Here is a 12691-nt window from a genome sequence, read left to right as displayed (position 1 = left end):
TTAATATTCATTGGGTTCTCTCAAAAAGTGTTAGAGCCTCTTAAATTAGGAATCCCGTTGATTATTTAAATCGGGAGACTGCTGATTTGATGGCCTGGCCTAGAGAATCCCAGGAGGTTTCAATGCCTGCCTTGATGTCTTCCCAGGCATCTTCACTGGCATTTTTGAGTTCACTCAACTTTTGTTCCACGTTTTCTTTTTTTGCTCGAAGCTGTTCAATCTCATTCTGATATTCAATTTTTAATCCGGCTTCCGCCTTTTCTGCTTTGGCTTTCAGTTTATCTAAATCAGCGGACCACTCGTCCAATTGGGCTTTTAACTTTTCCTGATAAGCTTCTTTCTGACTCATTATGTATTCCTTCCCAGACCTTTTGGAAGAGTCTGATTATTTTTTGAAATTAACTAGATAGCTATTGCGTCCCAGAGTTTTACGCAAGGACTAAAAAAGTAGATACTTTGAGACTAACATTTATTTGAGATTAATTTAAACAGGAATAATATTTTCTATGAAAGAAAGTATTCGGAAAATTTTCAGGAAAGGGGTTTGAGGGATTCACAAAATTGCTTTAGTCCCTGATTCTCCGCTTTTAAACTTTTTGCTACCAGCAAATTTATGATGGGACCCAACAAGGTGATCAGCAAACCTTCCAGCTCAATTCTAAGAACGCTGGTGACGGTGCAGTCATTTGCCGGGGTGAGGATATGAGTGGCGGTCATGTCGGTTCCCAGGGCTTTGCCCTTCCAGGTGAAATGGTTTCCGGTACTCAAGTCTGTCACCGTCCATCGTGTTTGAGGCATTCCTTCCTGTTTGATGAGGGCACTGCTTCCCAACTTGAATTCACCTGCGTCTTCGCGCTGGATATGTTTCATAGCGGATGACCATTTTGGCCATGCTTCGACATCAACGGTTACCTGCCACACCCGCTCTTTGGGAGCGTTGATTTCTATTTTATTTTCAATTAACAACATATCCCCGGATGTGTGAAAGAGATCTAAACGCCGATTGAGATATCATTCATTTTCATATTTAATTTGCAGGTCGTTGAGGCTTTTTTGGGCCATCCTGGCGAGATCTTTCCGGTTTGTGGCCTGAAACAGGCGGTGAGCACCTTTGGTATGTGAGATGGCTTTTTTCCCGTCCTCAATCTGATCGTACATCAACCCGAGTCCAAGATGCGCCTCGGCGTAGTCCGGGTTGATCTCAACAGCTTTTGAAAAACTTTGCACTGCATCGCTGGCATGACCTAAGGAGGCCTGTGTTCGACCCAGGTTGTACCAGGCTCCTGCAGCACGGGGTGACAGTTTCACAACCATCTCAAAAGCGGTCAATGCTTTTTCGGGGCGGCCCAGCATTTCAAGCAGGACACCCAGGTTCATATGCGCTTCCGCATTTCCGGGATCGTTTTTCGCCGCTGCCGCATAGGTTTTCCTCGCTTCTTCAAGCTTTCCCTCAGATTCAAGCTGTTTCCCTTTTGACAACAGGTCTTTCGCAGATTGTGTTTTTGCGGGCTTCCTTTTTGCGACAAAAGGTTTTGCTCTAGGGGGTGTTTCGGATCTTACAATCTCCGTTTTCCTGGAAGCGCCTTCTGATTTGGCTGGGGTAGCGGGCTCGATCTTTTTTGCCCTTTCAGGTTCCTGTGGGACTTTGGTTTTTCCTGGAGCAGCGGGTCCATCATTTTTTGCTATTTGAGTATCGGGTGCATTCCCTCGCGACATATCACGAGCGGAGAGTAGTCCTTTTTTGGCATCTGAAAGTGAAGGATTCAGCTCCAGTGCTTTTTCAAAAGACCGCGCGGCGAGTTCCGGATTTTTCCCTTTCAGAAAAGTAAGGCCGAGTTTGTAGTGCGCTTCGGGAAGCTCCGGTTCCAATTCAACGATGGCCTGAAACTCTTGTGCAGCTTTCACCAGCTGTTTCTGGTCCAGTAACAGGTTGCCGAGGTTATAACGGGCCAGCAGGTTTTTAGGGTTGAGTCGTACCGCTTTTGAAAAAGCTTCCACAGCGGCGCCCTTATGATCCAGTTGGCGATGAGCCAGGCCGAGGTTGTTGAAGGCGAGATCGTACTCAGGGTTGAGAGAAACTGCCTGTTGCGCGTGGTGAACGGCTTCTTCATACTGTTTAAGCATCACGTAGGCGACACTCAGGTTGTAGTGGGCCTGAGGTGAGTCAGGTGTCGATGTCACCGCGCGTTTGAGTGCGTTGGCTGCCTTTTCATGCTCACCGGATTTTCCATAGGCCTTTCCGAGTGCTTCCTGCAATCCGGGCCTTCCGGGCTCGAGGGCTTCGGCTTTTAACAGGGCTTCGAGACCGGATTCGATATTGCCCATTTGGACGAGGCTTTCCCCAAGCCCGTACCAGGCTTCCGAGGAACGAGGAAGCAGTTGCGATGCCTGATTGAATTCCCTGACAGCGTCACTGTAACGGCTGAGCAGGTGGAGTAACTTGCCAAGCTTGAGGTGGGCTGCCGGGTTTTTCGGTTCTATGCTGAGCGCTTCCTTTAAAACACTGATGGCATCCTTCTGGGAGTTGAGCGCAACATATGCATCGCTCATGTGGACACGGGCACCAACATTGTAAGGATCGGCACTGATGGCCCGGTTAAATTCGTCCAGTGCCCGTTTGTATTCACCTTTGTCGAGAAGCGTTGTACCCTTTTCGACCAATTGCCGGGCTTTTTGTTCAGATGATGCGGCAGCGAATGCGCTGGAAACCAGGAGCAAGGCAAAGCTCAACGCGATGAAGAGAGCTCGGGCGTTCATGGGGAAGGTTCTCCGAGGGAGGGTTGATGGAATGTTCTGGTTGGTTCGGGTGTGCAGGACTTTTTATTAAAGCAGATGTTGCGGGAGGAAAACGAAAAGCTGATTCAGTGATTCAGGTGAAACCATCACCTGATAAATTCAAACCTATTTTATCATTTCTTTGGCATGTTCCAACGTTGCTTTTGTGATTTTTTCTCCGCCGGACATGCGGGCAATTTCCTCCACCCGCTGGTCGTAGTCGAGTTCCTGGATGGTTGATTGTGTTCTTTTGTCGGCAACGGTTTTGTGGACCCGGAAATGAGTACCACCCAGTCCTGCAATTTGAGGAAGGTGTGTGATGCAAAATACCTGTCGGTCCTTTGAGATTTTTTTGAGCTTGGCCCCGACTTTTTCCGCCACCTTGCCGCTGATTCCTGCGTCGACTTCATCGAAGACCATCACTGGAACTTTGCTCTGCTTCTGCAAAATCGATTTCAAGGCGAGCATGACCCGGCTGATCTCACCACCTGATGCGATTTTGGCAAGAGGTTTTGGGGTTTCGCCCGGGTTGGGGGAAAACATGAACTCCAGCATTCCGAGTCCGTTTGGGTTGAGGCGGACGGGCTCTTTCCTGAATTTAACGAAGCTGTTTGGGTCGGTCGGATAATCGAACCGGACTTCAAACACGACATTTTTCATCTCAAGGTCCTTAAGCTCTTTTTCTGCTCCTTTTTTTAGTTTGGCTGCTGCCTGTTCGCGATCTTCTGCAAGTTTGCAGGCCATTTTGGCTAATACAGATTCAGCCTGCTTTAATTCCTTTTTCAGATCTCCGACTTGTTCTTCCGACAAGGACAGGCTATCCAGTTCTTCACCGATCGTTTCCCGGTATTCCAGGATGGAGGGAATATCGATTCCGTATTTTCGTTTCAAACCATTGATTTCAGCCAGCCGGTCTTCAATTTCTTCAAGGCGTTCCGGATTGAATTCGATACTTTTCAGGTAATCCCGGACTTCTTCGGCCAGGGCTTCGGCTTCATAGAAGGCATTGTTGCTGCGTTCATCCAGGCTGGACAGTTGCGGGTCTATTTCCGGCAACGGTTCGAGGTCGCGACGGATCTGTCCTAAAACTTCGAGGACAGAACCGGGAGTTTCGGACAAGGCGTTCAGTGCCTGATCCATTGCTCTGTGAAGGGTTTCTGCGTGGCGCAGTTTATTTTTCTCAGTAGAAAGTTCCTCCTCCTCATCCACGTGCAGGCCGGCGGAATCAATTTCTCCTATCTGGAATTTTAAAAGGTCCTGCCGCTGCAGGCGGTGGCTCTGGTTTTTTTCGATTTGTTTCAGTTTACTCGCGAGCCCCTGATGAAGACGGAAGGCTTCATCAAATTCGTTGCGCGATTGTTCGAGACCACCAAACCGGTCCAGAAGTTCAACGTGGGTTTCGGGATGAAACAGGGACTGGTGATCGTGTTGGCCGTGGATGTCGACGAGTCGCCGCCCAAGTTCGGTGAGTTGTGAGACCGTTACAGAGATGCCATTCAGGAATACGCGGTTCTTATCTTTTTGTGACAACACCCGGCGGACAATCAGGCGGCCTTCTTCGGGTTCAATGCCCAGGTCCTGCGCCCACGCCACGGTTTCCGGGTCGTCAATTTGGAACACCGCTTCCACCGTGGCAGAATCCTGACCAGTACGAATGCTATCCGTATCGGCGCGTCCCCCGACAACCAGATTGAGCGCTCCAATGATGATGGATTTGCCAGCTCCTGTTTCACCTGTCAACACGTTGAGACCTGGATGAAAACCTACCTCAAGCTGGTCGATAATGGCAAAATGTTTGATGCGGATTTCTTCGAGCATCGGGTCAGGGGGTGCCTGTTTCTTCCTGGATTTCCCGGATCAGTTCCTGCACATGTTTTCTTCTGGCTTCTACTTTTGGGTCCTGGGTTCTGTTGAGAGTTACTTTCATGAACCGCGCCAGAAGGGGACGAGCCTGTTGAGGACGGTCATCCTCAATATAGGCTTCTCCCAGGAAAAGCAGGTTTTCCCAGTTTTCAGGATCATAAGTCATGGCTTTCTCGAGGTACTGGATAGCGTTTTTAAGGCTGCCTCCCAGAAGTCCCGGAAGTTGAAAATAAAAACGACCTAACGCGCGGTAGGGTCCGCCTCCGTCGAGACTGGGATTCAGTTCCACTGCCCGCTTCATGTTAAATTCAAAATGGTCCAGAATTTTGAGGCTCGACCAGACTCCATTCAATTCCCCACGTTTACCAAGACAAAGGGCTTTCATAAAATAGGCTGTTCCCGCTTTAGGGTTTCGGGCAATAGCGGCATCGGCGTATTCGATGCATTTCTCGTATTCCAATTCCTGAAATTGTTCGCGAACCTTACCGGCAATTTTGTAATGAATATGGGATAGCTGGCAGTATGATTGAATATCATCCGGAGCCTTTTTGATTACCTGTAGAAACCGGACTTTGTGATATTGCAAATCGTCCAGGCTGGATTTCCCCTTATAGAGATTACAAATCATGGCTGAAGCTGGGGTATACGCTATCAGGATTGCAACTCCCGCTACGACCAATAGGGGAAGTATTTTTCGTAAATTGGGTCGCATAGAATTGTTTGCTCTTCGGAAACTTTTATTTAACAGGAGCTTACACTGGGTTGACCCAAGGTCCTATTCAAAAGTAAACTGAGTTATAATAAGAACCTAAGTTGATGTTACCTGAAATATCATCTCTTCGTAAACTGGAAAATCTCTTTCAATCTAACACACCCCATTCTATGAAACTGACACGATTCTGGCTCCCTGTGCTCATTGCCCTGACCCTGTTAACCACTCCCGCCTGGTCGATGGGAGATTCCCTTTCTCCGTTGGAAACCGTAAAGACGCTCCTCAACACGATCCAGAAGATTGAAAATGGGGACAAGCTGACAGACAAGCAGCAGACGGCCAATAAGAAGAATTCAGAAAAAGCTGTGACCATTCTTGATGTCGAACTGGTCAGCCAGAAAACTCTTGGGAAATACTGGGACAAGAGGACTGAACAGGAACAAGGGAAGTTTGTGACAATCCTTGGTGAGTTGTTTGAATGGGTGGCCTTTCCAAATTCAGCCAAGTTTTTCAGCGAATTGAAACTGGAATATGGCGAGACCAAAGAGAAAAAAGGGATCGCGACAGTTCCGCTTACGGTGACTCATAAAGAAGAGGGTGAGGTCCAGATCGATTTTGTTCTGAAAAAGAACAGCCAGCGCTGGCGGGTTGTGGACGTGGTCCTTGACGGGGTTTCCATGCGAAGCAATCTGCGCACACAATTCTACAAAGTTCTAAAGAAGAAAAACTATCCTGAACTGGTGCGGCGCATGTTGAAGAAACTTGAAGAAGCGAAAGGGTAACCTTTCACATTCCCACCTGAATAAAATCCGCGCGTTATTTTGATGTCATCTGGAAAACGCCGTCCCAATCGTCCGGCAAAACCCGTGCTTTGTCTTCCGCGCGTCTTGCAACTTTGGGACCTGATGTGAACTCTTTGCAGCGTTCAATAAAAGTTTGTGAGGGTTGGTCTCCTGGAATGATGTCGATCACCTGATGAAACGTTTCAATAGCCCGGTTCCAATCCTTTTTCCGGTAGCAAGCCAGTCCCTCATGAAACAGTTCAATTCCTTGTACTAAATTTTCGTCAAGCGTTCCCCTTTCGCCCAGGACTTCATAGATAGCAACCGGTTCAGCTTTGCCTACCACCCGGATCAGGTCGAGTTCCCGGCACTCCAGTTCTCCCTTGATGTCTTCATAAGTGAACTGGCTGATCATGATGTTGGTCCCGTAAACTTTGTTAACTCCCTCCAGGCGGGAAGCCAGATTCACCGAATCTCCCATGATGGTGTAATCCATTCGGTTGGACGAGCCCATGTTGCCAACAACCATACGGCCGGTGTTGAGTCCGATTCGAACGGTGAGCTCATCCCGGTTTTCTTCACGCCACTTTTCCCTCATGACCTTAAGGGTGGCTTGCATTTCAAGAGAAGCCCGACAGGCCAGTAAGGCGTGGTCCGGCCGGGTGATGGGGGCACCCCAGAAGGCGATGATGGCATCGCCCTCGTACTTGTCGATGATGCCTTCATGTCTTTCGATAATGCCTTCCATCGCCGACAGGTATTCGTTTAACAGTTCAACCAGTTGCTGCGGTGTGAGATGTTCTGATATTCCCGAGAAGCCTGCAACATCTGAGAAAAACGCGGTCATGCGTTTCTGGTCGCCGCCCAGGGCTAGCAGGTTGGGATCGTCTACCAGACGTTTGACAACAGTCGGGGAAAGGTACTGGCCGAATGCTCCACGAATAAACTGCTTCTGTTTGCTTTCGCGGAAATAATTGATTGCCGTCATGCTGAGGTAAACCATTGCGATTTCGAATGACGGGTACACCAGATTCAGCAGGTAGGCTCTTTCAATCAGATCATATTTTATAAACATCCCTGCGGCCTGGTTGATCAATGGAGATCCCATGAAAAACTGCAGGTTGATGAAATAGTATCCGACGAGAAAACCCACGGTCAGGAAAAACCCACCCACAGCACTTAGTCTATCGAGAAGCGGAGTGAGGATAAGGCCTAGAAGAAGGATCACCCCGAAAGTAAACGTTTTGCCCCAGGGAGGCGGTTCAAGGAATCTACTGTGAAGGATGTTGTCAATGATGGTGGCATTGATCTCAACTCCGGGGTAAACACGTTCAAAGGGTGTAGCTCTCAGATCGAAAATACCCTTGCCTGTTGCTCCAATGAGAACGATATTGCTGTCAATATCATCCGGGGAAACTTTACCTTCAAGAATGTCTGATATCGGATGGTGTGTGAAGGTTTGAGCGCGTCCGTAATAGTTGATGAGAAACCTTCCGCGATTGTCGACAGGGATTTCAAGGTCCCCTGCCACAATTTGCAGGTTATCATTTTGATCAAAATAAAATTTGGGGTTTGGTTTATTGAGGTAATTGGCAATCATGTGCAGCCAAAAGGGCGCGTAGTAATATCCTCCTGCTTTCATGATTAACGGGTAGTGCCGCATGATTCCGTCATCATCGGGAGTCAGGTTGAAATAACCCGCCTGGTAAGCCGATCTGGCGAATATGGGGAGATTATCTTCCACTGCCGGGCGAGAAAACTCTCTTTCAAGCATTTCCATGTTTTGTGGATCAGTGATTTCAAAATCCTTATAACGGAAGCGTTCAATATTTTTAAGCCCCTTGGCCATTTGTTCTCCGCTCAGGTGTTTGATGTCTTCAGGATCATGGAAGAGCATACCCAAAATGGTGTTGCCGTGATTTTTTAAAGATTCCGCAAACAGTTCATCGCCGGTTTTTTGATTTTCAAAGTTTTTACGAAGTTTGGCAGCAGCTTCCGGAGTCAGTTCCCCCGATTCCGCCTGTTGTTCAATTAGCTGGACTGCCTGGTTGTAAACATCTTCCCCACTTTCGGAGAACACCATGTCGAATCCAATGGTGTAAGCGTTATACTCGGTCAGTTTGTTGATCAACTTTGCCATGATAGAGCGTGGCCAGGGCCATCTTCCCAAAGCGTCCTGACTTTTTTCGTCGACCACGGCAATAACGACTTCTGGGCCGGGGTTTAAGGGGCCACGAGCTTTGAAGCGGAGGTCAATCATCTGTAACTCGAGGATTTCCAGTGCATATGGCTTGGTAAGGACGAGCAGGCACATCCCCAGGGTGACCAGCAACCCGGCTTTGGCTGGTGTCAGTTTTAAAAAGCTTTGCAATCGTTCTTTAATTTGCATAACCTAATGATGTCAGTTAAAAATCAGATGGTTCAGACACGATCACTCAAGAGCCAACAGGAATTTGCCGAACAGAAAACTGTGTGCAAGTTGCTTGCTCGAACGGCTCGAAAAATCACAGAATTTAGTTGAGATATTTAGTTCATATTGACTAACCATTCAACCGTCGAAACTATGAGACCCTATTCTAAAGCAATCCGCAACCGGTTTTGGTCCTTCACTGTTTTCCCGTTTCTTGTCCTGAGCTTTTTCCTGATTCAGGAAGGGGTTGCGTTAGCCCAGAAAGCGGCCACTCTGAGCAAAGTTCAGGGCAATGTGCGGGTTTTTGAGGCTGGTTCCAACCGCGGGAAAAAAGGCAGAGATGGAATGGCCCTTTTTGTCAATTCCACCATCAAGACCCTCGGTGCAAATTCCCGGGCTGATATCATTTATATCAGGGGTGATGTGGTACGTGTCATGCCGAATACGGATGTTACTCTTGGCGATACCCGCCTGGAAGAGGACAAGAGTACCACCAAACTCAAACTGGCTGCCGGAAAAATATTCAATGTGGTGAACAAACTCACCGAAGGGTCGACCTACGAGGTACAGACACGAACCGCGACGGCGGGTGTCAAAGGTACCGTCTGGTCGGCTGAGACCGCTTCTCAGGACACTTTTATGGTTAAAGAGGGAAAGGTAGAAGTCGATGCTGCTCAGCAAAAGGTGTTGGTCGCCGACTTGAAAAAGAGCACGGTTCAGGGTGGTCAACCGCCGGGTGATCCTCAGGATTTGTCACCTGAAGAAATCGCGATGTTTGATATCCTCGATGACCTGCTCGAGTCAATTAAAACGGATATAAAGGAAGAAATTCAGGAGTCGATTAAAGAAGACATTATCCAGAACGCCATTGAAAACGAAATGGACATGGATATGCACTAAACTGAAATCTGCAATCGCCAACAGTTTTCCAACCCGTCACCCTCACCAGGGGTGGCGGGTTTTTTTGTGAATTAATGAGTTGGATGGAAAAAACATTGCTTTGGGAAAGCTCCGGGGTGGAAGCTTCAACGGCCTTTATTATGGTTTCTGGCCAATCGATTTATGATGGGGTCGGTAGAGGTAATGAGGGCAAAGGCCTGATCTCGCCGGTGTTGTCTTTGTTTACCTTAAAGTCAAGGGTGGTCATCTGGCCATCGGAGAGGATAAGTGGAGTTGGTCCAGTGTCCTCCAACTGGGATGGTGAAAAAAGAGCTCCCTTGAATATGAATACATAGAATTCACATGGCCCGTTATTACAGGTGATTTTCAGAGAGCGGGTAGAGTTAGCGGGAAATGATCCCAGATTAAACTGATAGCTCCCTTCATCAAATGAAAACGAAGGTGTGATACCCGATACATTTATCGAAATTTCATTGGCTCCCATAATATATTCGTGGACAAAAAACAAGACATCGACCTGCCCCGGCTGGGAATTGGAGATAGCCGTGTCTTCGCGCAGGGCTTCATTGGTTGTGGTTTTATTGTTTTGCTTGATGTCTTCTTTCCCGCCGAACTTGAAATCCTGATCCAGTCCTTCCATGACATCGTCAATGTCCTGGGCATGAATGGGGCCAGCAAACAGAAGTAATCCAGCAACAAGTGCCGTGATCAGAATGCGAAAGAGATGTTCGAGTTGAAAAATTTCAGGTGGGTTTTTGGAAGGGTAGGCAGCACAACCTGCAAATCCAGAAGTATTTCGGGATGCCATTAATAGTCCACGGCTAATTAAAAATCTACTTTTGGAATTTAGGGTGCTACCAGTGTGCTACAAGTCGTGGAGACTGTAGATGTCATTGTTGTCGGGATAGTCCCGGTTGCCAGGGTGCAATTAATCACTCCAGACAGAGTCAAGGTGGCGTTACAGGGGCCCATTGTACAGGTAAGTGACAAACCCAGAGTAAAGTTTACTCCCGACGGGACTGTGACATTTGAGATGGGTACCGCGACAGTTCCTCCTGGGATGTTAATCCCCGCTATATTCACTGGAACGTTTGTTCCATCAACGATCAAGCTGTTCAGTGTGAACTCGTTGGTAGGAGGTCCTGCAGCAAAAGTGATATTCAGATTTCCGGTAACCGTTGGGGCATCTGCATGCGCAGCCTCGTTTTCCTGAATCTTGATGTCTTCTCGATTTTGTTCGTTGGCAGTAGCAACGTTATCCTGTTTAATATCCTGTTTGCCGCCAAAGCTGAAATCCTGATCAAGGCCTTCAATAACATCGTCAATGTCCTGTGCTGGAAGCTGGACTGGAAGAACTGTCAGCATAACTCCAAGGCCAAACAGCAAGGCGGCAGCAAGGTATTTTTTCTTTTTTAAAAGTTTCATATAGTTTTTACTTGGACGAAAAGAAAACGTATAGAGGGGTGTCTTTGTTCAACTGGTTTCCTGAAACAGGCCAACCCTAACTTCACAAACTATCACCACCTGGATAAAAAATTACATTTCAGGTGATGTGGATGGTTTGCCCTCTATTCTCAGGTCGAACAGGTGGCCGTAAAAGTCTGGGTTGAACCATTTGCAAAGGGGCCAGTAGTGACGAGAGGACATGTGATTCCTCCACCGACTGAGAAGCTCACATTACAGTTTGGGGCGGTGTTGCAGGTCAGGCTAATATATAACGGAGTATTGACCAACCCGGGGTTGATGCCTGTAACGATAGTTGCTCCGACAACTCCAGATCCCACTACGTTTAAAGTTTCACCTACGGGAAGAGTGGTGATTCCATCCGCAACAGAGTTAACCGTAATATTACTGGGGTCAATGATCGCATTGTAGGTAATAATAACATTGGTGTGCGCAGCCGCGGCATCCAACATTTCTTTGGCTACAATCTGGATATCTTCCCGGTTTTGTTCGTTTGCTACTGCCTTGTTACTTTGTTTGACTTCCTCTTTACCACCAAAACTGAAATCCTGATCAAGCCCCTGGATAACATCGTCAATGTCCTGAGCAGGGAGTTGAGTGGGCAGTATGGTGACCACAGCCCAGACGGCTGCAAGAAAAATAACAAGAAGACTGGTGTAACGGGTTTTCTGGTTTGAGCGTTTCATCATCGTTCTTTCCGGTTTTTAAGTAGGAGTGATTAGAATCGGGCTTCGAGACCGCCCATAAAGCGGTTGCTGTGGTAGTCACGAACCAGGAAGTTTGATTCATTGTTCTGGTGATGGTAATCAATCCGAGCAGTTACCTTGTTGAGCATCCCGAGGGTATCCCACAGAACCTTGCGAAACCGGAATCGGAAGTTGTGCTGTTCGTCATCACGAATAGCACCCACCGTGGTTGCGGCGAAAGTGTCATATTCACGATAGGAAAACTTATATTCTCCGTTTAACTCGATATCCATCGGGAGCACGATGCGTCCCAAAACCTTGAAGTCGTGGATGGTGCGGTCGAAACGTCCAACCGTGTCTTCATCTGAGATCTGGTATCCGGCACCAATGTAGTGGCGGCTGTTCGGGATCAGATAAATGTGGGTGAGACCGCCCCCATGCTGGTCGCCGTCACGAGCCTGATTCACGAAGTTGTCTGTGTTTTTGAAAAAGTAATGAACGCGGGTGAGACCGAATTTCTTGTGCAGGTAATTGAAGCTGGGATTGAGGTAATTAACGCCACTGAAATCATTTCCGCCGGCAATATTGCGCATATAAAAATACTGCATGTCGACAAACATATTTTCGCTAAACTTGTATTTGGGTTTGATCCCGCCCATGAATGCGATCAGGTCGTATTGACCAAGGTCGGAATAAATTGTGGCATCAATATCAATATCCCCTGCCAGGCTGAATTTGTTGTTGAACTTGTGGGTGTAATTGAACGCTGCACTACCGTTCCAACCATTGTCGGAGTCGGGGTTTGCCAGAACCGGTGGTTTGTCTGGGTTCTGTGCGACGTTATCGTCATGGAGAAACTGGGACTTCAATTGAAGCTTCCAGGATTTCCCTCCTTTATTGACTGAAACCTGCCCAAAAACATGGGTGGGTAACAGGAGCAGAGCAATCGCGACAACAAACAGGTAATTCCGGCCGGAGTTGGTTTTTTCTTTCGACATGATTGAGTTATTTTCCTCTTATACACAATATTGAAAGTGCAACTATTTTCCAGAAAAACATGCTTAAGTCAAGGTATTTCTAGCGTTTTTGTAGTGATTCC

Annotated in this window: 12 protein-coding genes; 2 read left to right on the top strand and 10 right to left on the bottom strand. The window is 47.6% G+C overall.

Features of this window, described 5'->3' with window-relative positions; genetic code table 11:
* Positions 1-61: 61 nt before the first annotated feature.
* From G3M70_02970 to G3M70_02950, 5 genes are all read right to left on the bottom strand, one after another.
* Positions 62-349: a coiled coil domain-containing protein gene (locus G3M70_02970; protein QPJ60904.1), complete on the bottom strand. Its 288-nt coding sequence runs from the start codon at positions 347-349 to the stop codon at positions 62-64.
* A 182-nt stretch (positions 350-531) separates the two neighbouring features.
* The gene (locus G3M70_02965) at positions 532-969 is read right to left on the bottom strand and encodes a hypothetical protein (GenBank protein QPJ60903.1); all 438 of its coding nucleotides are present in this window, start codon (positions 967-969) and stop codon (positions 532-534) included.
* 42 nt (positions 970-1011) lie between these two features.
* Positions 1012-2757 carry a tetratricopeptide repeat protein gene (locus G3M70_02960; protein ID QPJ60902.1) on the bottom strand — a complete coding sequence of 582 codons (1746 nt, stop codon included), beginning with the start codon at positions 2755-2757 and terminating at the stop codon, positions 1012-1014.
* Between the two features lie 144 nt (positions 2758-2901).
* Entirely contained in the window at positions 2902-4593 is a 1692-nt protein-coding gene (gene recN, locus G3M70_02955) for a DNA repair protein RecN (protein ID QPJ60901.1), read from the bottom strand.
* Positions 4594-4597: 4 nt separating this feature from the next.
* Entirely contained in the window at positions 4598-5350 is a 753-nt protein-coding gene (locus G3M70_02950; GenBank protein QPJ60900.1) for a tetratricopeptide repeat protein, read from the bottom strand.
* A gap of 170 nt (positions 5351-5520) precedes the next feature.
* On the opposite strand from G3M70_02950, the gene G3M70_02945 reads away from it, so the two are divergent.
* Entirely contained in the window at positions 5521-6132 is a 612-nt protein-coding gene (locus G3M70_02945; GenBank protein ID QPJ60899.1) for an ABC transporter substrate-binding protein, read from the top strand.
* Positions 6133-6166: 34 nt separating this feature from the next.
* Here G3M70_02945 and G3M70_02940 read toward each other — a convergent pair whose 3' ends face one another.
* Positions 6167-8521: an adenylate/guanylate cyclase domain-containing protein gene (locus G3M70_02940; protein ID QPJ60898.1), complete on the bottom strand. Its 2355-nt coding sequence runs from the start codon at positions 8519-8521 to the stop codon at positions 6167-6169.
* A gap of 174 nt (positions 8522-8695) precedes the next feature.
* Between G3M70_02940 and G3M70_02935 the strand changes: the two genes are divergently transcribed.
* Positions 8696-9442, top strand: coding sequence for a FecR domain-containing protein (locus G3M70_02935; protein ID QPJ60897.1), 747 nt, complete (start codon positions 8696-8698; stop codon positions 9440-9442).
* 160 nt (positions 9443-9602) lie between these two features.
* Here G3M70_02935 and G3M70_02930 read toward each other — a convergent pair whose 3' ends face one another.
* The 4 genes from G3M70_02930 to G3M70_02915 form a co-directional block, all read right to left on the bottom strand.
* Positions 9603-10250, bottom strand: a complete 648-nt coding sequence (locus G3M70_02930; protein QPJ60896.1) for a hypothetical protein — start codon at positions 10248-10250, stop codon at positions 9603-9605.
* Positions 10251-10288: 38 nt separating this feature from the next.
* Positions 10289-10867, bottom strand: a complete 579-nt coding sequence (locus G3M70_02925; GenBank protein QPJ60895.1) for a hypothetical protein — start codon at positions 10865-10867, stop codon at positions 10289-10291.
* A gap of 149 nt (positions 10868-11016) precedes the next feature.
* Positions 11017-11595 carry a hypothetical protein gene (locus G3M70_02920; protein QPJ60894.1) on the bottom strand — a complete coding sequence of 193 codons (579 nt, stop codon included), beginning with the start codon at positions 11593-11595 and terminating at the stop codon, positions 11017-11019.
* A gap of 29 nt (positions 11596-11624) precedes the next feature.
* The gene (locus tag G3M70_02915) at positions 11625-12590 is read right to left on the bottom strand and encodes a DUF560 domain-containing protein (GenBank protein QPJ60893.1); all 966 of its coding nucleotides are present in this window, start codon (positions 12588-12590) and stop codon (positions 11625-11627) included.
* Between the last annotated feature and the right edge of the window lie 101 nt (positions 12591-12691).

It is taken from the genome of Candidatus Nitronauta litoralis, from assembly GCA_015698285.1.
Taxonomy (GTDB): domain Bacteria; phylum Nitrospinota; class Nitrospinia; order Nitrospinales; family Nitrospinaceae; genus Nitronauta; species Nitronauta litoralis.
Note: the sequence above shows the minus strand (reverse complement) of the source record. Positions and strands in the feature narration are given on the sequence as shown.